At 55.3% G+C, this 18,260-nt stretch carries 17 protein-coding genes; 10 read left to right on the top strand and 7 right to left on the bottom strand.

Annotated features, from left to right (window positions below; genetic code table 11):
- The first annotated feature begins 44 nt into the window (after positions 1–44).
- The 7 genes from FRY98_RS19515 (at position 45) to FRY98_RS19545 (ending at position 6,605) form a co-directional block, all read left to right on the top strand.
- Positions 45–695 carry an amino acid ABC transporter permease gene (locus tag FRY98_RS19515; protein WP_148455090.1) on the top strand — a complete coding sequence of 217 codons (651 nt, stop codon included), beginning with the start codon at positions 45–47 and terminating at the stop codon, positions 693–695.
- Between the two features lie 28 nt (positions 696–723).
- Entirely contained in the window at positions 724–1,374 is a 651-nt protein-coding gene (locus tag FRY98_RS19520) for an amino acid ABC transporter permease (protein ID WP_148455092.1), read from the top strand.
- Positions 1,375–1,466: 92 nt separating this feature from the next.
- Positions 1,467–2,756 carry an ATP-binding protein gene (locus FRY98_RS19525; protein ID WP_249043470.1) on the top strand — a complete coding sequence of 430 codons (1,290 nt, stop codon included), beginning with the start codon at positions 1,467–1,469 and terminating at the stop codon, positions 2,754–2,756.
- Positions 2,757–2,759: 3 nt separating this feature from the next.
- Positions 2,760–3,731: a response regulator gene (locus FRY98_RS19530; protein ID WP_148455094.1), complete on the top strand. Its 972-nt coding sequence runs from the start codon at positions 2,760–2,762 to the stop codon at positions 3,729–3,731.
- 684 nt (positions 3,732–4,415) lie between these two features.
- The gene (locus FRY98_RS19535; RefSeq protein WP_148455095.1) at positions 4,416–4,802 is read left to right on the top strand and encodes a GntR family transcriptional regulator; all 387 of its coding nucleotides are present in this window, start codon (positions 4,416–4,418) and stop codon (positions 4,800–4,802) included.
- Positions 4,803–4,818: 16 nt separating this feature from the next.
- The gene (locus FRY98_RS19540; protein ID WP_249043471.1) at positions 4,819–6,222 is read left to right on the top strand and encodes a DUF5808 domain-containing protein; all 1,404 of its coding nucleotides are present in this window, start codon (positions 4,819–4,821) and stop codon (positions 6,220–6,222) included.
- A 182-nt stretch (positions 6,223–6,404) separates the two neighbouring features.
- The gene (locus tag FRY98_RS19545) at positions 6,405–6,605 is read left to right on the top strand and encodes a hypothetical protein (protein ID WP_148455096.1); all 201 of its coding nucleotides are present in this window, start codon (positions 6,405–6,407) and stop codon (positions 6,603–6,605) included.
- Between the two features lie 98 nt (positions 6,606–6,703).
- On the opposite strand, the gene FRY98_RS19550 is transcribed toward FRY98_RS19545, so the two are convergent.
- Positions 6,704–7,360, bottom strand: a complete 657-nt coding sequence (locus tag FRY98_RS19550; RefSeq protein WP_148455097.1) for a spore coat protein — start codon at positions 7,358–7,360, stop codon at positions 6,704–6,706.
- Between the two features lie 120 nt (positions 7,361–7,480).
- Between FRY98_RS19550 and FRY98_RS19555 the strand changes: the two genes are divergently transcribed.
- Together FRY98_RS19555 and FRY98_RS19560 are read left to right on the top strand one after the other, a co-directional pair.
- Positions 7,481–8,248: a sporulation protein gene (locus FRY98_RS19555; protein ID WP_148455098.1), complete on the top strand. Its 768-nt coding sequence runs from the start codon at positions 7,481–7,483 to the stop codon at positions 8,246–8,248.
- Between the two features lie 235 nt (positions 8,249–8,483).
- Positions 8,484–9,158: a lysozyme inhibitor LprI family protein gene (locus FRY98_RS19560; protein WP_148455100.1), complete on the top strand. Its 675-nt coding sequence runs from the start codon at positions 8,484–8,486 to the stop codon at positions 9,156–9,158.
- Positions 9,159–9,206: 48 nt separating this feature from the next.
- Here the strand turns inward: FRY98_RS19560 and FRY98_RS19565 are convergent, their stop codons facing one another.
- The gene (locus tag FRY98_RS19565) at positions 9,207–10,292 is read right to left on the bottom strand and encodes a phosphotransferase (protein ID WP_148455101.1); all 1,086 of its coding nucleotides are present in this window, start codon (positions 10,290–10,292) and stop codon (positions 9,207–9,209) included.
- A 143-nt stretch (positions 10,293–10,435) separates the two neighbouring features.
- On the opposite strand from FRY98_RS19565, the gene FRY98_RS19570 reads away from it, so the two are divergent.
- Positions 10,436–10,648 carry a DUF378 domain-containing protein gene (locus FRY98_RS19570; protein ID WP_148455104.1) on the top strand — a complete coding sequence of 71 codons (213 nt, stop codon included), beginning with the start codon at positions 10,436–10,438 and terminating at the stop codon, positions 10,646–10,648.
- A 22-nt stretch (positions 10,649–10,670) separates the two neighbouring features.
- Here FRY98_RS19570 and FRY98_RS19575 read toward each other — a convergent pair whose 3' ends face one another.
- The 5 genes from FRY98_RS19575 to FRY98_RS19595 all read right to left on the bottom strand — a co-directional run bounded on the left by FRY98_RS19575 (position 10,671) and on the right by FRY98_RS19595 (position 18,153).
- The gene (locus FRY98_RS19575; protein WP_148455106.1) at positions 10,671–11,579 is read right to left on the bottom strand and encodes an EamA family transporter; all 909 of its coding nucleotides are present in this window, start codon (positions 11,577–11,579) and stop codon (positions 10,671–10,673) included.
- A 621-nt stretch (positions 11,580–12,200) separates the two neighbouring features.
- A complete protein-coding gene (locus FRY98_RS19580) occupies positions 12,201–14,828 on the bottom strand; it encodes a winged helix-turn-helix domain-containing protein (RefSeq protein WP_148455108.1) in 2,628 nt (875 codons plus the stop codon).
- A 107-nt stretch (positions 14,829–14,935) separates the two neighbouring features.
- Entirely contained in the window at positions 14,936–16,417 is a 1,482-nt protein-coding gene (locus tag FRY98_RS19585; RefSeq protein ID WP_148455110.1) for a glycoside hydrolase family 32 protein, read from the bottom strand.
- Between the two features lie 27 nt (positions 16,418–16,444).
- On the bottom strand, positions 16,445–17,269 hold the full coding sequence (locus FRY98_RS19590; RefSeq protein WP_148455112.1) for a carbohydrate ABC transporter permease: 825 nt from the start codon (positions 17,267–17,269) through the stop codon (positions 16,445–16,447).
- Positions 17,269–18,153, bottom strand: coding sequence for a carbohydrate ABC transporter permease (locus tag FRY98_RS19595; protein ID WP_148455114.1), 885 nt, complete (start codon positions 18,151–18,153; stop codon positions 17,269–17,271). Before FRY98_RS19595 ends, FRY98_RS19590 begins: the two co-directional genes overlap by 1 nt.
- Positions 18,154–18,260: the final 107 nt, after the last annotated feature.

The following is an 18,260-nucleotide window of genomic DNA, read 5'->3' on the forward strand; positions in this document are numbered from 1 at the left end:
TTCGGAGCCATCCTTCCCTTTCCATCCGGGGGGTGAGGGCATCGATGGATTTTACCGTGTTGACCGAAAATATGGAGCCGTTTCTGCGCGGCTTTCTCAATACGATTTGGGCCAGCCTGCTCGGTTTGGCCGGAAGCTTCGTACTCGGCGTCATCATCGCCGTATTCCGGATCACGCGGCTTCGTCCGCTGGTCTGGTTCGGAACGGGGTACGTGGAGTTTTTTCGCAACATTCCGCTGCTCTTGGTCGTGTTCCTGTTCTATTTGGGACTACCCTCATTGGGCGTGACCTTAAGCGGCTTTGCGGCGGGAACGCTGGGACTGGCCGTGTACACGTCCGCTTTTATAGCGGAGGCGATCCGGGCGGGGATTTTGGCGGTGCCTGCCGGTCAGACGGAAGCGGCCCGTTCCTCGGGGCTCGGCTACGTGCAGACGATGGTCCATGTCGTTTTGCCCCAGGCGATCAAGCTGGTCATTCCGCCGCTCAGCAACCAGTTTATCAACCTGGTCAAAAACTCTTCCGTCCTGAGCATCGTCGCCGGGTTCGATCTGATGTATTACGGCGACGTGGTCGCCACGGAGACGTTCGACACGATCAATACGTACTTGTTCGTCGCGATGTTTTACCTGATCATCACGCTGCCGCTTAGTTACGGCTCCCGAGTGCTGGAACGGAAGCTGGCCAGGCATGATTAAGCGTTTATGAAGAGAGGAGGGGAAACGCATGGATTTTGCCGGAGCGTATTCGGGTGAATTTTTGGTATTTCTGTTGGACGGCCTGTGGATGACCTTGAAAATCGCGCTGATCTCCATCGTGCTCAGCTTCACCTTCGGCTGCCTGATCGGGATCGTCAGGTATGCGCGGGTGCCGGTACTGTCGCCCGTCCTGGCGGTGCTGGTCGAGCTGCTGCGGAACTTGCCGCTGCTGCTGATCATCCTGTTCAGCCGCTTCGCGCTGCCGGACCTCGGGCTTCAGCTCGGACCGGAAGGCGCGGCGATCGCGGCCCTGACGGTGTTCGAGATGGCGATGATCTCCGAAGTGGTCCGCGGCGGGCTGAACTCGATCCCGAAAGGGCAGATCGAAGCCGCCCGATCCTCGGGGCTAAGCGGGGTACAGACGCTGCGCCATATCGTCCTTCCGCAGGGTCTGCGGCGGATGGTACCGCCTCTCGTGAGCCAGTTTATTTCCCTGCTCAAGGACACCTCGCTCGCTACGGCGATCGCCCTGGCGGAGCTGATGCACAACGCCCAGATTATTATCGGGCACAGCTACAATTATGCGATACCGGTGCTGCTCCTTTGCGCGGTCATTTATTTTATCGTCAATTACGTCTTGTCCCTGCTGTCCCGGCGGCTGGAGAACAAGATGGTTTAACCCCGCCATTACACCCGATGTCAGAGTGCTTATTGAAAAAAATCGGGAGTATGCTAGTATAGTTCCAACGTAACGGCGGGGGATGAGAACCGATGATGACGGGGCCTTTTTTTCGCCATCGGGCAGGCCGGATGCTCCTGGTGGCTGCGGGTACGGCGATCGCCGGCGAATTTAAAATCAATCCGTTTGACGGCGATATTTTTCGTATTGCCTTGGGGAGCAGCGCTTTCCTCCTGTTCCTCCTCCTTCTCCGCGACCTCCCTTGCCTGAAGACCGGCATGGCGACGGGGGCCGTCGTCCTGCTGTTCCGCGTGGCGCTGGATGTGCTCTGGCCGAATCACGCTCCCCCGCTTCAAAGCTTCTGCAACCATATTTCCGCGGCCGTGTATTATATCGCCTTCGGGGCGGTTTTATCCTTCGTGCGCCGGCTGGACCGCGTCCATCCGCTGCTGCTGGGCGGCGCGGCGGCCTGCGCCGATTTTATTTCCAATGAAGCGGAACTGCTGACCCGCATGCTCGTCCTCGGCACGTCTTCCTTCCACTTGAGCGAGTGGGCGTACCTGTCCCTGATCGCCGTGCTCCGAACGTATTTCGCGACCGGCATCTACAGCAGTATGGCGATTTACCGGATGCGCGCCGTCCAGGCGGAGCAGCAGCGGCGGATCGACCAGATGCTTGGCTTCGGCTCGGGGCTGTATGGCGAGGTGTTTTACCTGCGCAAATCGGTTGACACGGTGGAGCGGCTGACGGCAGAAAGCTACGGGCTGTACCGCGATTTAAAACAGGATGGCCGGACCGCGCACGCCAGGCGGCTGCTGGATATCACGCAGCAGATTCACGAGGTGAAGAAGGATTCGCAGCGCATTCTGGCCGGGCTGCTGAAGCTGTCCGAGCAGGAGGACGCCGCAGCCGACATGCGGCTTGCGCAGATGGCCGATTTTTTGCTCAAAAGCAACGCCGAGTATGCCCGGATGCTGGGCAAGGAGATCAGTTTCGAGCAAATGGTGACGGCCAACTACCGGACGAACCGGTACATCCCGCTGCTTACGCTGCTCAACAACCTGTTGGCGAACGCGGTGGAGGCGATCGAAGAACGCGGAACGGTAGGGCTGCGGATTTTTGAGGCGGAGGGCCGGACCTGGATCGTGGTGCAGGATAACGGACGAGGCTTTGAGGAGGGAGACAGGGATCTCCTCTTTGAGCCGGGCTTCACCACGAAATTCGATGAGGAGGGCGCCGCTGCCACCGGCATCGGATTGTCGCATGTGAGGGATATCGTAAATGCTTTTGGCGGACGGATTGAAGTGAGAGCACCGGTCGCGGGACCGGGAGCGGTATTTGAAGTCGCGATTCCAACGATCACGATCAAGAGAGGGGATTGAACGATGGCGCTTTCCTTTTGCATTGTGGACGATGACCGGGGGACCCGGCGCATGCTTCAGCATATCATCGAGGGGAGCCGGCTCGGCGAGGTCGTGGGCATGGCCGCTGGCGGCGCGGAAGGCACCCGTATGATTCTGGAACAGTCGCCCGACGTCGTGCTGATGGATCTGCTGATGCCCGATCAGGACGGCATTGAAACGATCTCCCTGCTCCAAAGCCGGGGCTGCGGGGCAAGGTATGTCATGATTTCGCAAATTGAAAATCAGGACATGGTAGGGCGCGCGTACCGGACGGGAATCGAGTTCTTCATCCGCAAGCCGATCAACCGGATCGAGGTTGAAGCGGTGCTGCGGAAAGTATCGGAGCGCTGGACGGTGAATCGCTCCCTGACGGAAATCCGCTCCGCGCTGGCGAAGCTGGAGGGAATGCAGCGGGTGATGGCGGCGTTGGACGGGGTGGGAATGCCCGGCGTGCCGGAAACCGGGGAGGCGGCCGGCCCTCCCCCGCCGGCAAACCCCGCCGCTGCCCGCAAAACCGTCAAGGACGCCGTGCAGCCCATTCTGATGAGCATGGGTATGATCGGCGAGAGCGGGAGCCGCGACATCATCGCGATTCTGGAATGGCTGATGGAGGGGCCCCGGACGGGATTTCCGCCGCTGCGGGAGATCTACCTGGCCGTGGCCGGTACCGGCGGAACTCGGGAGCCGGCCGACCCCGAGAAGGAGATCAAGGCGATCGAGCAGCGCCTGCGCCGCGCCCTGACCGTCGGGATCGGGCATCTGGCTTCCCTCGGGTTGACCGATTACGGCCACCCGAAGTTCGAATACTATGCGCCGCTCTATTTTGATTTTGCTGAGGTGCGCCAAAAGATGAAAGACCTGGAGCACGGGCGCGCGGGCGGCAAAGTGAAGGTGAACATCAAGAAGTTCCTGCAGGTGCTGTACCTGGAGGTCCAGGAGCAGCTGCGGGATTGAAGGGGCCTCGGGCGAGGGGGCCGCTATGCCCGGGCGGCGGGGCGGTTGGGCTCCGGCTCCGCCCCCGCCCGTCGTGCCCGGCGGGTCACTGCCGGTGGCGTGCTCCCGGGGAGCCAAGTCCCGTCAGCCCACTTGCGTCAGCCCGCACCCGTCCTGGGGCAGGGCCGTTTGGTGGCGCATCGGTGGCCCACTTGCGGCACCCCGTCCCCACCCGTCATGCCCGGCTGTCCAGCCCGCGCTCCTTTGGAACGCGGGCAGGGGAATAGCGGCCAAAAGGGCCGCTATTTTGTCGAATTCGGCTCATTTGTGAGAAATAGCGGTCATTAAAGGCCTTATTTTTGGGGAAACCGGGCTAAACCCTGATTTTTGGGCCCGATTCAGAGAAATAAGGCCGTTTTTGACCGCTATTTTCTCCGTGGAGCCGAATCGGGCCGAAATAGCGGCCCAAAAGGCCGCTATGCCCGGGCGGCGGGGCGGTCGGACTTTCGGCCCCACTCTGGTCCCGGAAATGAATGACCAATGGCGGTGTAAACGATCCTCCGGAAGGAACGGGTTAGAAACCAAGAAGTTAGCCGATAAGGCTGGCTTCTTTTTTATTTTCCCGGGCATGGCCTGGAATTTAAGTATTATTTGTATTAATATATATAATACAAATAATACTTAAATGTTAAGGAGCACCCAGCCATGCTGCTTTCTTTGGATTTGGATAGCGAGACGCCTTTATACGAACAGCTGCGCAATCGGATTATTATCGGAATCGCAACCGGGGAGCTGGCGGAGCAGGAAAAACTTCCCACGGTCCGGCAATTGGCGGACGATCTGGGGATCAACGCGATGACGGTCAATAAAGCCTACGCGCTGCTGAAGCAGGAAGGCTACATCGCGATTGACCGGCGGCATGGGGCCAAGGTAAGCGCCCGGCAGCAGGGTAAGGTCGATGCCGTGCCGGAACCGGAACTGGAAAGGAAGCTTGAATTGCTTATCGCGGAAGCGGCGATCCGAGGGGTTGACCCCTCGCGTTTTCACCAGCTTTGCGCCCGGATTTTTTCGAAAATGAGCTACCAACCCTAATCCTGGATGAAATGAGTTGATTCCTATTTTTACGCTGCTGTTATCGGGTATTGCCCTGTTCAGTTACATCGTGCTTCTGGCGACTTACGGTCCGCAGACCAAATATCAAAAAGGGATGTTATTTGCTGTGACCTTGCCCGGCCATGCGATGGAGCATCCGGAGACGGCAAGGATCCAGGCGGGTTTCCGCAGGCGCTTCAGGAATGTCAGCCTTGGCATGGCGCTGTTGTTTGTCCCCGTGCTGTTCCTTCGCCATCATATGGCTTTTCAGGCGGTTTACTTTTTCATGTGGTTTCCGACCTTTTTCATCGTGATGGCCCTGCCCTTCCGCAAGGCGTTTCGGCAAACGCTGGCTTTAAAGCGTGAACACGACTGGTTCGTCGGGCCGAGACGCGTGGTGATGGGCGATTTGCGGGTGGCCCGGCTGAAAAACCGGAAGTCCGCTCCCTTGTGGCTGTTTTCCTTCCCTTTCGCCATGGCCGGCGGAACGCTGCTGTGGACGGCCCGTGAGGAAAAGGGGCTTCTCGCCATCGCTGTCGGGGGGCTGGCCGTCACGGCTTTGCTTTTTCTGATATCCGCGCTGATGAGGAGATCCAAAGCCAAGGTGTACAGCGAGAACAGTGAAGTCAATCTCAGCCTGAACCAGGCCAGACGGAGAGTGTTGTCCTTTTTATGGCTCGCGGTGGCGGTGGTGGAGAACATCCATTTCTATCTCATCACCCTATCGGCGCTTCGGGAGAATGACGGAATGACCGGATTTTGGACGGCGGTTACGCTGCTGTTTACGGCAATCCCCTTAGCGATGGTGATTTACGCTTATCGTAAGATTCGCGTCCTGGAGAATGATATACTGGCCCAGGAGGGAAAAGAGATCGTTACGGATGACGATGAGTACTGGGCTAACGGGTTTACCTACCATAATCCTGACGACCGAAGCGTTTTCGTTCCCAAGCGGGTGGGGATGGGCGAAACCGTGAACACGGCGACCTTAACCGGAAAAATACTTGTCTGGGGGGTTCTCGGTCTGACCGCCTCGGTGCTGGTGGGAGTCATCTTTATGCTGATCCGCTCCGAGCTCACATCGCCCGAGCTGCGATTTGCCGCGGACAATCGCGTAGAAATCGATTATCCGATGTATTCATACGGCTTCCGAGCGGAGGACATACGGGACATTGCCCTTGTCGACGAACTGCCGACAGGGATCAAAATCAATGGGGAGGCGACCGACCGGCACGCGCGAGGACATTTCCGGCTGAAGGAATTGGGCAAAGCCAGGTTGTATGTTTTTAAGGATCGCCCTCCGTTTATTCGAATCAAACTGAAAGACGGATATATTTTTTACAATGAGGAGGAGCCGGGGCGGACGCAAAGTTTGTATGATCAGTTGAAAGAGCGTGTCGCATCCGGAATGGAAAATTAACTGGAAGAAAACGGCAAATTTAAGCATAAACCTTTATGATGGGTCCCAATGATTAGGGGAGGATCTCATCTTACGATGTTTATGGGGATCGGCATGTTCGGGCTGTATTTCCTGCATATCCGTAAGGCCGGAAAGCTGGGTTTTCCGCTTTTGCCATTCATTCGTTCGCAAGTTTTTTGCTGATGGCGCTCGTCTTTGATTCGCTGACGTTCCGGGTCTATGAGCCGTCGATGCTGGACTCGCCGCCCCCGCCTTTGCCGATCGCCATCACAGGGCTGACGTCCATGCCCCTGCTGATTCTCAGCATGGTGCTGTTTCCGGTTTGCGTCTTGCGGACCCAAATTTCGGACATGGCCCGGCAGGACGCGGATCTCGCAGCCTGATTTCTGAAGTAGCCCGATGGGCCGTATCCATCTCAAAGAAAGAAGCCGCTCGCGGGCGGCTTCTTTGAGTTCCATGATATTCGCCGGTCGGCAAAAAACTACATGTATTGTTGACCGGACTGCTGGTTGCCCACGCTGCCGAGGTTGCCCATGTTGCCCAGATTGCCGAGGTTCCCCATCGTCGGGGCGGTGCCATAGGATTGCATGTAGGTGTTCATTGTCGTGTCCTTCAAGGTCGGGATTTGATAGTATCCCTTTTGGTTGGCGTATTGGAAGCCTTCATAAGCCATGTCCGCGGATTTGTTGGCACAAGTTTGCATGAATTGGCGCAGCGTCGGGTTGGCCATTTCCAGGGCCGCCTTCATTTTTAAAGCAGCCGTTTGCTTGTGACATGTAATCAGACAGAGAGCCACGTCCATGTCATCGATTTGTTCGCTGCTTTGGGCAGGGGTTTGGGTTTGTGGGTTACGCAGTCCATAAAGCGGTTGGAAGGACATGTCGGCTGGATTCATCCGCATATCCGGCAGCGTTTTTTGGGCGCGGGCCGGCATCGCTTCGGAAGCCCCCAATTGATGCGCCATTTGCACCAGGTTGTTGTACTCCATCGTGCAGGCGTGCAGATGATTGTTCATCATCGTTTGCAATTGCGGGTCTTTTGCGTGCGGGCGGAACAACTGCAATGTATTCAATCCGTGAATGGCATCGTTCATTACTTCATGCAGTTCCATAACCTCATGTGCGCCAAGAGTATTCATCGGTTGGTAAACCCTCCATAAAGTTAAATTTTTTTACTTCAAAATTTTGCACAAAGGTTATCCCAATTATGCATCGCCATATGCTATATTTAACCTAAATTATTGAAAGTGAGGGGTATGATGTCATTCGTAAACAAATTGCTGGCTAGTGTGGGAATCGGTTCGGCCAAGGTGGATACCGTGCTGTACCGCGACCAGTTGATCCCTGGGGAGCCCGTTGAGGGGGTTGTCCGCATAAAGGGAGGGCATGTCGAGCAAACGATCGATAGCATTTATCTTCAATTGTTTACGACCTATGAACGCAAGTCCAATGACAGCACGATTACGTCCCACGCGGAGCTCGGAAGCTATCCGCTTACCCGGCCGTTTACGCTGAAGCCGGACGAAGCGAAGGAGGTCCCTTTTTCCTTCACCCTGCCATTGGATACCCCGCTTACCTTGGGAAAAACCCGCGTCTGGGTACAAACGGGGCTGGATATCAAAAACGCCGTCGATCCGTCCGACCGCGATTATATCGCCATCTCCCCAACGCCGCTGGTATCCGCTTTTCTAAATGCGGTCCAATCCTTAGGCTTTCAATTGCATTACGCCAATTGCGAACAGGCATCGGGCATGTTCCGCAATCGCCTGCCGTTCGTGCAGGAATTTGAATTCGTACCCGTGAACGGCGTGAACCGCCAAAGGCTGGATGAGCTTGAAGTGGTGTTTCTGCCGCAGGCGGACGGTATCAAAGTCATCATGGAAATCGACCGCAGATCGAGAGGATTGAGCGGATTTCTGGCGGAGGCGATGGATATGGACGAAACGAAGATCAGCCTCTTCGTCACGGACCGCGATATCCCGAACTTGCCGCAGATGATACAATCCTGCATTTCCCGGTTTAGTTAAGTCGCTATTTTTAATAGTTATTATGAGCCCGCTCCTTGTGGAGCGTGCTTTCTGTCTATGTTTTCAGGGCAAAGCCGGGATATTTTTGCAGCAACCACAGCATAACCTTTTCACTTTTTTCTGGTAATTTGGAAGAACTATGCAACTTTATCGGACTGCGTTTCGTTTCAGTTAATATAATGTTGCCACATGAACGTTATATGGGATAAAAAAATCGAAGGATAGGTGAAATATATTGAAGAAAGCACTTCTCCCGGCATTGTTGGCTTGCGTGTTTCTGTCCGGCTGCGGGAGTACTGGAAATGAGGGGACCGCGGAGATCCTTCCCGTTCCTTCAGGACAGGAAAGTCCGGCGGGGGATCAAGGAAGTGCGGCATCGAACGGCGGTGTGAAGGGGACGGACGGCAGCGTTCCGACAAATAGCCCGTCGACGGACAAAAACAGCGAAAGTGTGAGCCACGCTCCGGCGACGGCCGAAACGAAAGATAACACCGGTCCGGTCCAAGGCAAAGAACCGGCCGAAGCCGGAAATAAGCCGGCCGAACGGAAGGAAACCAAGGCGGATTATCTCGACAAGCTCAAGGGGATTGAAGAGGGGTTGGCGGATTTGGATCCACTCAACGAGGAAGGAACTACCGCTTCGATGACCCAGGCGGCGGATGAAACCTACAAACGATGGGATGCGGCGCTAAACGAGATATACGGGGAGTTGAAGAACCGGCTTGCCGAAAGCGCCATGAAGGACTTGAAGGAAGAACAGCGGAAGTGGATTGCCGAGCGTGATGAAGCCGCGGCGAAAGTGGCGGAGGAGTTCGAGGGAGGAACCATGGAAGCTTTACAGTTGGTTGCAGCCAAGGCGGAAATGACCAAGAAGAGATGCTACGAGTTGGTTGAAAACTATATGAAGTGAAAAATAGAAAAGGGAATGACCTCCGGGTAGAGGGGGCATTCCCTTTTTTTATTCCGCCGCGTTCAGCAGTTCACCGCCTTGCAAGTCTTGAAACGCCAGAACGGCACGTTCCAGCTCTCTTCTCCATAGCCAGCGCATTTCCGTCCTCTCCGCCGGATCGATGCACCAGGAGGCGGCGACATAGAAACATTGCATCGCCGACAGTTTATAGTCGATCCATAACTGTTCCCAGCGATAATCCGCAGCGCATCGGCCGGAAAGAACTTGGTGATAGGCTTTCAAGAGGTCTCGTTCCAGCTTGCGCCGGTTTTCCGGCTCCCAGAATAAAACCGTCAAGTAAGCTAAATCGGCTGGACCGAACCAGCTTAATAACGACCAATCAAAGGGTTGACGGTCGATCAGGAACACGCTGCCGCCGGAACCGGATTTGGGAACCAAAATATTCCCTGGATTTATATCCCCGTGCACCAATGTACATAGGGAAGGGAATTGCCGGATTCTTCGTCTCAGCACGGCCGGAAGCTTGTCAAAAACCAACCGGGCGACGGCTGCCAGGTCATGGCGCCCCTCTTGCATAAGCTCCTCAAGCAGCGGAGCGCATCCTCGTTCCACATGGGCCAGATAACGGTCAAGCTGAGAGGTGTCCATCTCCGGGTATCCGGCCTCTTTAATACGGTCGGGTCCCCACCGGCAGCTGTGCAATTTGGCGACGGCGGCCGCTACCTGGGCAGCGTATTCCGAATCGGGCGAAAGCTCCCAGCTATTCCGGTGGCTATCCGAGACGTCCTCCAGCAAAAGATGGTAGGCATGGTCTTCAAATGCGGCGTCATAGCAGGCCAGCAGAGGAATGTCGTCCGCATCCCGATAATCTCTGCCATAATAATATACTTCCGACGGGCCGAATTCCTGGCTGCGGCATACTTTTAATATGAGGCTTCGGGGCAACCGGACATCCGGGGCATCGGGGCGGAGCCGGATTTTGTACATGGAGGCGTTCGTCGCATCCATTTGTTCCACGTCATAGCTTTCGAGATTTCCGGCTCCCGAAAAGCCGGCTTGGAGCAAACAGGAACGAAGGCGGTCCAGCGAAAACTGATCGGCATCGTTCGGATCCCGTATTACCGTACTGCTCATAAAAACCCCTCCCTTCTCCAATTAAAAGATATACCAAACTGAAGGACAAGGGTAATCTTTTTTGTGAAAAAATGCATAATCTTCTCAAAAAACGGGAATTTTCTTAATAAACAAGTAAGTATACCTTAAGGAGTGGACGGAAATTGAAAACCTTAAATGTCATTGCTCTTACCTTACTTATCATTGGGGGGTTGAACTGGCTTCTGGTGGGTCTGTTTCAGTTCGACTTGGTGGCTTCGCTCTTTGGCGGCCAGGACTCAACCTTGTCCCGGGTCGTTTATGTGATCGTCGGCATCTGTGCATTATATTCGCTCAAATTCTTTAACGATGTGAGCAACGGAGAACGTGCAAGATAATTGTCGCCTCGCTTCCCTCGACTCATAACTCATCCGCGATCCCCAGCAGGGCGATCCCCAGGATGACGATAACAATGAGAGCATACTGCCCCCGGCTCAGCCGTTCCCTAAGGAACAAGCGGGAGAGAAGGATCGAGAAAATGCTGTAGGAGGCGATCAGCGGCGCGGCGATAATCGCGTTGCTGGACATGGCGAAGACATAGAAAAACTGCCCGATCGTTTCGAAGACCGCCGCAGCCCCTTTGACCCGTTCCCGGAACAGGTTGAAGGGTTGTTTTTTGATTCCGCGCAGATAAACCCATGCGGCCAACGCGCACAGGAAAAAGGTGAACTCATAAGCCAGCAGGGCCGAATCCTCGCCGATCAAGCTCCATTCGTCCAGGTAAATCGCATCCGCGAAGGTGCCGAGCCCGTCGATCAGGCAGTAGAGGATCGGGAACAGGATCGCCATAACGCCGATCTGATACTTTTTGTCGAATTGGATCGCACCGGTTTGAAGCGCGGCCCGTTCGGCTCTTTTTTCGAGGATGGCTATGCCGACCACCCCTGCCGTAATGATCGTGATCCCTATAATTTCGAGAGCTCCCAAGCTATGCGTGAAAAACAGAAACAACAGAATCGTTGTCACGGCCCCGGAGGAATTCTGCACGGGAGAAGCAATGGACAGTTCGATATAGCGCAGGCCGATGTATCCGATCGTCATGGACAGAATATATAAGGCCGAAACGGGCAGATATCGGATCATGTCCGCCGGGTCAAAGGCGATTCCTTTCAACAGCATGTAAGAAACGGCGTGAACTCCCATCACCAGGCCGACCATGATGACGATTTTAATGTGACTGAACCGGTCGCTGCTGTCGCTGCCTTTTTTGTAAAAGAGATCCGCGCCTCCCCAGGCCATCGCCGTCAATAGTGCAAATATAAACCACATTCATGAAAACCCCTTGTTCGTTCGATTTCAAAAAAAGCCCCAAAGGCTTTCTCATTATAATCGTCGTCGCCGGAGGGATGTCAATGACAAATGCACGCCCGGGACCGGTTGAAAAATCATAACCACCCGTCCAACGGGTGGTTTGCTCTAAGGCTATAAGCTTTTATTACCGGCTCGCGCCTAATGGCGCTAGCTTTCACTTCGCTCAAGGTACTATGCCGTTGCCGCTTTTGCCTACCCCTGAAGGGGTGCCACTAGTGTCCCTTCAGACAACCCTGATAACATAGAATTCCTGCATATGTGCATGTTTTTTCTTGCTTAGGGCCAAAAAATTCAAAATTCCTGCAAATCTGCAGGAATTTTCGACGAAACCGGCTCGTTTCTCTAAAATCGCTAGAAATTCCTGCAGATTTGCATCTTTTTTCGCACTCCCTCGGGAATCGGCCTAAAATACCTGCAGATTTGCATCTTTTTGGAGTTGGAGCTTGGAAGCACACGGGTGGTTTGTTGTTTCGCACGCTTCGCGAGCTCAACTGGCTAAAGCCCCAAATAAAAAAAGCGGAATACAAAGGAAACCTCCTTTGCGTTCCGCGGTAATTCGCGATTTGCCCCGTTCTTTTTTTACTCCTCCAGCAGATCCAGCGCTTCGGCGGCCAGCAGGGCTTGGGTGCGCGAGGAAACGCCCAGCTTCCCGTAAAGCCGGGACAGGTAAACTTTGACCGTTCCTTCCGATAGGGATAGCGCTCCGGCAATTTCCTTGTTGGAAGCCCCTTGGCGGACCCACCGCAGGATTTCCAGCTCGCCTGACGTGAAGGATTCCGGCGGGTTCGCCTCGCTCCGGGCGTTCTCCGGACGGGCCTCACCCGGATCGGCTTGAGAAAAGCTTGCCAGCAGCGCGGCGATATAGGCGCCGGATATGGCTTTTCTCGCAATCCGCGAAGGCTCCTCCGCCTGCGGCTGAAACGCGGCATACTGCCGCAGCAGCCTGTCCATGGCCGAACCGGCATCCGTAAAGCAGCGGACGTACCCGTTCGCTTCGCCGATTTCCAGCGCATCGTGGAGGAAGCGCCGAGCCTGCTTCAGATAGCCTGCGGCATGGGAGAAGACGGCCTGAAGGCACAGGATTTCCGCGGTGGCCATGACGCAATTTTCCCGCCGCGACAAGGGCAGGAGCTGCTCTAAAATACGCAGGGCTTCCGGCTCCTTTTTCTGCGCCCCCAACACTTTGGCCAGCGTGACATACTCAAAATAACGGTTGAAGGAAGGCTTGTCCTTGGCCGAGATCGAAAGGTCGGCCAGCGATTTCTTGGCTTCTCTCGCCTTGCCTTCCATCACATAGAGCCGGGTCCGCATGGCCCAGAGGTAGCGGCGCCAATGGGGATCGGTCGTATTCGGCAGATGGTCCAGCGCGTCGCCGATCGTGTCCTGGGCAGCCGCCCACTGTCCGCGGGCCGCATGGACTAGCGCCTGGGTCATCCGGTTGGGCACGAACAATCCCGGAATTTCGCCCACCCGGGAGATGCTCTCCAACCGATGGATCAGCGTTTCGCTATCCTCCAGCCGGTTCCACTCATAGTACCCCTCGCAAAGCGATTGGACGACGTAGAGATGAATCAGGGAGTCCTGCCACCCATGGGACTGCAGTACCCCGGTAAACAGATGGCCGATCCGCTCCATATCCTCGGACAGCCCGCCCCGCAGGCCGAGATCCGTAAGCCGGACGAACGGTTTGCTCTGGTTATAGTTGAAATTGTAGAAGATCGGCTCCGGCGTCAATATGTCATCATCCGGGATGGCGCTTTTAAAGGCGAACCATTTCTCGAAGCTGCCGGAGGTAAACAGCAGGTTGGAGCGGACGAACAAAAGTCCGCTCCGCAATTTCTCCGCTTCCTCGCCTTGGGCGGCCGGGAGTTCCCGCCGTTCCATCTTGTCGAGCTCCGCTTCCGCCCGCTCGGTCTGGCCGGTAACGACCTGAATAAACGCCCGCAGCAGCCGCATATCCGAGGAAAGAGGAAACTCGTCCGGAAACTGGTCGAACCACCGGGTCAGGGTGGAGAACTCCCCTTGTTCCACCTTCCCCTGAATCTGGTCGCGGATCCGCTGCTCGGCGAGGCCGAAGTCTCCGGCGGCAAACGTATGCTGCGCGGCCTGTTCCATCGCTCCCCGCTCCGCCGCCCAGACGCCGGCCTTGCGATGACACCTTTTCCACCCTTCGGCATCCCGCTTTTTCATCAAATTTTGCAGAAAGTCCGCGAAAAGGTGGTGGTATCGATACCAAGCACGGTGGGCGTCCAGCGGAATCAAAAACAAATTGTTGGCCTGCAGCCGTTCGAGCATGCTCTGTCCGTCGCTGCGGCCGGTAACGGCGTTGCAGGCGGAGGCGTTCATCTGCGGCAGCACCGACGTCTGCGTGGTGAATTCCTGCTCATCGGCGGAGAGCCGGTTAAACACTTCCTCGAACAAAAAATCGCGGATATGCAGGTGGGAGCTATTCAAATCTGAAATATAGCGGTCAAGTTCGTCTTCAAAAGGGAGCGTCAAGGAAACGAGCTGGAGTCCGGCGGCCCAACCCTCCAGTTTGGAGGACAGGATCTGGAGCTGCCGTTTGGACAGTTCCACTTGGGCGGTGTTCCGGTAGAAAGCGCCAATTTCCGCTGCATTGAACTCCAGATCGCGGGCCGCAAGCCGGACGGCATCGCCCTGCGCCAGCCATTTGACGGTGGGGAAGGGGGGATCCACCCGGCTGGATAGAAGGAGATGGACATTTCCGGGCATATTGTCTATGAAGTAAGAAAGGCTCGAATGAATGGCGGGGTTCGTAACCAGATGAACGTCATCCAGGACAAGCACGATCTCCGCGCTTGTCCTGTGCAATTCATTGATTAACGCGTCAACGGCCAGATTTACGGACAACCCGGGCATTTCGCGGATAAGCGGGGCGGTGCGATCCGCAGACGGTCCATTGCCGTCCTGATACAAGGCCTGGATGACATACCGCCAAAATCGAACGATGTCGTTGTCGTTTTCGTCAAGCGAGACCCACGCCGCCTGAGCGCCGCATTGATGCACCCATTGACTAATCAATGTCGATTTGCCGTAACCGGCAGGGGCGCTGATGAACGTCAGTTTTCTGGACAAGGCCCCGTTCAGGCTATGGATTAAACGTTCTCTCGGGACCAGGGCTTCCTTAAGAACGGGAAGGGCCGTCTTGGTGGCCAGCATCCCGGAATGGGCAGGCTGCAGCAGCATAGAACCTCCTGAGGATCTCAAAGATGATTAGCTAGATTTGCTGCTCCTATTATACGGGAAAAACATAGGCACCGCTTGTCAAATTTATAGAAGAGATTCGTTCGGGATCATCCTTTTACGAGATCCCACTTCCGCAGCCGATGCACCCGACACTCCCCCGTGGAAAATAAGGCCATCCCCAGGGAGGCGGGCCCCGGATAAATCCGCGCCGTCATGACGACCTCCCCGTCCCCGGCAAATACCTCCACGGATGATTTATCCACAAAAATCCGCAGCCGGAGCCGGTCGCCCATAAGGGAGACGGCGGCTTTGCGCCGGCCTCCCGGGCCGATCCCGGCCCGGTCCCGGTCCAAGACAAGCATGCCTTCGGAGCGATCGTAAGCAATGACGGTTTCTTCTTTCCCCGTTCCATCGCATCGCAGCTTCAGCCCGAATTGCGCCGCGGTTCCCGGCTCAAACTCCACCTGAAGCTCATAGCAATCTCCGGAGATGTCCAAAGGAAGCTCGCCATCGAGAGGGGTTGCTCCCAATTCGTATGGAGCGTTGCGCCAGGTCTCCACCTCCGGCACCGGCTGGAACAGAAGCCGGTCACCGTCCGGGACGACCACGCGCGGGAGACTCATGGCACCGGCCCAATGGTGCCCCTGCTGGGTGGGGATGTCCTGTTCCCACATGTCCATCCAGCCGATCACGATCCGTCGTCCTTTGTCGTCGACGGCGGATTGCGGGGCGTAGAAGTCAAAGCCATGGTCCACTTGGGCCCGGAAGTTCGCCTGGAATGACCCGGTTTCCGGGTCAAACTCCCCAACCATGTACATGGTGGAGTGGAGGTTCCGGTACTGTTCTCCCTGTGCGGGCATCCGCTGGGGCGACAGCATCAGAATGTACTTGCCGTCCAGCGGGAACAGATCCGGGCACTCCCAATTGTCGCCCATGGTGCCGTCGCTCTTGGCCAAGATGCTGACAAAAGTCCATGCTTTCAAATCGGAAGAACGGTAGAGCAAGACGAGGCCGTTGCCCTGCGCGTCGTTCGACCCGAGCACCGCGTAATAGTGTTCGCCGATCTTCGTGACCTTGGGATCCCGGAAGTCTTTGCGGCTTACCCCCGCGGGAATTTGACCGAGGCCGATCACCGGGTTCCCCGAATATTTTGTAAAGGCGATCCCGTCTTCGGAAACGGCCAACGCTTGCACTTGCTCATAATCCCGATCCGGATCGGCTCCGGTTACCCGGTGGCCCGTATACATAAGCACGAGCTTGCCGTCCACTTCCACTGCGCTGCCCGAGAAGCACCCATCCTTGTCGTAAGCTTCGCCGGGGGCAAGCGCTACGGGGAGATACTCCCAATGAAGAAGATCCCGGCTGACGGCGTGCCCCCAATGCATGGGTCCCCAAAAAGGCTTGTACGGATAATGCTGATAGAACAGGTGATAGACACCGCCCGAATAAATAAATCCGTTCGGATCGTTCATCCAGCCGTATTCCGCCATCAGATGGTAATTCAGTCTGTACTCCGGGTTTAAGGAAGGTTTCGACTCCCGAATAAATCGATCCGCTCGTTCTACGGTGTAAGTTGATTCAGTAAACATATTTGAATAAGCCTCCTGAAAAATTCCTTATTTGATGGAACCCTGCATGACTCCCTGAATAATGTATCGCTGGGCGAATATATAGACGAGCATGATCGGCATGACCGTCAACACGAGACCGGCCATAAGCGGCCCGTAATCCACGGAATAGGTACCGTAAAAGTTAAACGTCGAGAGCGGCAAGGTTCTGTTCTCCGGCGACACCAGAATCAAGGAAGGAAGCAGGTAGTCATTCCAGATCCAGAGTACGTTCAGAATCGAGATCGTAGCCGTTGTGGGCGCCAGTACCGGAAATACGATCCTGAAAAAGGTTTGCCGGCGCGTGCATCCGTCGATGAGGGCGGCTTCCTCCAGCTCCGCCGGAATCCCTTTGACAAAGCCGTGGTAAATAAACACCGCCAGCGGACTCCCGAAACCCAAATACATATAAATCAGCGACCATTTGTTGTCCAGCAGGTTCAAGGATCCGTAGATTTTAACGAGCGGGATCATAATGGCCTGGAAGGGGATAATCATCGCCGCAACCATAATCATGAACGTGTATTGGTTGAATTTCGTATTGTTTCGTACAAAATAGTGGGCGGTCATCGCGGCAAAAAGCGAGATCAAAGCGACGCCCAACAGGGTGATCACCAAAGAGTTGAAGAAAGAAGCCGTGTAGTTCATTTTTTCGAAGGCGTTCCGGTAGTTGTCCCAGTTAAATACTTCCGGGAAAGCCAGCGGATTCGATGTGATCGCCGTATTTGCTTTAAACGAGTTCAGCAGCAGAAAAAAGAAAGGGAACACGAACAGGCAGAGGACTACAATCAAGCCGGTGATTCTTAACCAGGTTGAAGATTTGGAGCTGCGCATCAGGCTTCCACCTCCATCTTTTTGCCGAAGTAGACTTGAAGCAATGTAATGGCCGCCACCAGAAGAAACAGCACGAGAGCCTCAGCCTGACCGAGCCCGTAATCCCGGGACAGGAAAGCCTTTTCGTAAACATGCATGGAAACCATTTCCGTGCTTTTGAAAGGCCCGCCTTTGGTTAATGAAAGGTTCACATCGTAGACCATAAAGCCGCGTTGCAGCGTCAAAAAAATACACACGATAAACGAAGGGACCATCAGCGGCAAAATCATGCGGCGCAGTTTGGTCCAGCGGTTGGCTCCGTCAATGCTGGCCGCTTCCAGCACATCATGAGGTACGCTCATAAGTCCGGCGATATAGATCACCATCATATACCCCGCGTACTGCCATACTGTAACGACAACCAGAGCCCAGAACGCTTTCTCCGGGTCCGCCAGCCAGGAGTAGCTGAACAGAGGGATGTTCGCTTTTTCGCCAAGGAACACAAAAACATTCGAGAAGATAAACTGCCAGATTAACCCGAGCACGATGCCGCCTACGAGGTTGGGCAGAAAGAAGCCGGCCCGGAACAGGTTTTGGCCCTTTAAGCCGCGGGACAGCCCGAGCGCCAGCAAAAAGGCCACGGCATTGACCAGCACGACGGTGAAAAATACATATTTAAGCGTTAAACCGAAGGATTGCCAGAATACTTTATCCTGAAAAACCTTGGTATAGTTATCAAACCAAACCAGCGTATGCGAGGTCGCGATGCCATCCCAGTTCGTCATGGTCAAATAGATGCCGTAAAGGAACGGGACGATCATCACCGTGATAAAAGCAAACAAGGTAGGACCGGTAAACAACAGCCGGTTCTGCAGCCGGGGCCACCATTCCTTCTCCTTAATCATACTGATTCCTCTTTTCCGTTAAGTCGTGTAGATGGAAGAACAGAGAGGGACAAGACCAGGCTTGCCCTTTCTCTGTTAGCTGATGAATTGCGTGCGGATGAGCCGAT

The organism is Paenibacillus faecis (assembly GCF_008084145.1).
Classification (GTDB): domain Bacteria; phylum Bacillota; class Bacilli; order Paenibacillales; family Paenibacillaceae; genus Fontibacillus; species Fontibacillus faecis.

Bases quoted from the DNA above. Each gene is read 5' to 3' on its own strand.
- FRY98_RS19515 (WP_148455090.1), top strand. From the start codon at position 45: ATGGATTTTACCGTGTTGACCGAAAATATGGAGCCGTTTCTGCGCGGC.
- FRY98_RS19520 (WP_148455092.1), top strand. From the start codon at position 724: ATGGATTTTGCCGGAGCGTATTCGGGTGAATTTTTGGTATTTCTGTTG.
- FRY98_RS19525 (WP_249043470.1), top strand. From the start codon at position 1,467: ATGATGACGGGGCCTTTTTTTCGCCATCGGGCAGGCCGGATGCTCCTG.
- FRY98_RS19530 (WP_148455094.1), top strand. From the start codon at position 2,760: ATGGCGCTTTCCTTTTGCATTGTGGACGATGACCGGGGGACCCGGCGC.
- FRY98_RS19535 (WP_148455095.1), top strand. From the start codon at position 4,416: ATGCTGCTTTCTTTGGATTTGGATAGCGAGACGCCTTTATACGAACAG.
- FRY98_RS19545 (WP_148455096.1), top strand. From the start codon at position 6,405: ATGGCGCTCGTCTTTGATTCGCTGACGTTCCGGGTCTATGAGCCGTCG.
- FRY98_RS19550 (WP_148455097.1), bottom strand. From the start codon at position 7,360: ATGAATACTCTTGGCGCACATGAGGTTATGGAACTGCATGAAGTAATG.
- FRY98_RS19555 (WP_148455098.1), top strand. From the start codon at position 7,481: ATGTCATTCGTAAACAAATTGCTGGCTAGTGTGGGAATCGGTTCGGCC.
- FRY98_RS19565 (WP_148455101.1), bottom strand. From the start codon at position 10,292: ATGAGCAGTACGGTAATACGGGATCCGAACGATGCCGATCAGTTTTCG.
- FRY98_RS19575 (WP_148455106.1), bottom strand. From the start codon at position 11,579: ATGTGGTTTATATTTGCACTATTGACGGCGATGGCCTGGGGAGGCGCG.
- FRY98_RS19580 (WP_148455108.1), bottom strand. From the start codon at position 14,828: ATGCTGCTGCAGCCTGCCCATTCCGGGATGCTGGCCACCAAGACGGCC.
- FRY98_RS19585 (WP_148455110.1), bottom strand. From the start codon at position 16,417: ATGTTTACTGAATCAACTTACACCGTAGAACGAGCGGATCGATTTATT.
- FRY98_RS19590 (WP_148455112.1), bottom strand. From the start codon at position 17,269: ATGCGCAGCTCCAAATCTTCAACCTGGTTAAGAATCACCGGCTTGATT.
- FRY98_RS19595 (WP_148455114.1), bottom strand. From the start codon at position 18,153: ATGATTAAGGAGAAGGAATGGTGGCCCCGGCTGCAGAACCGGCTGTTG.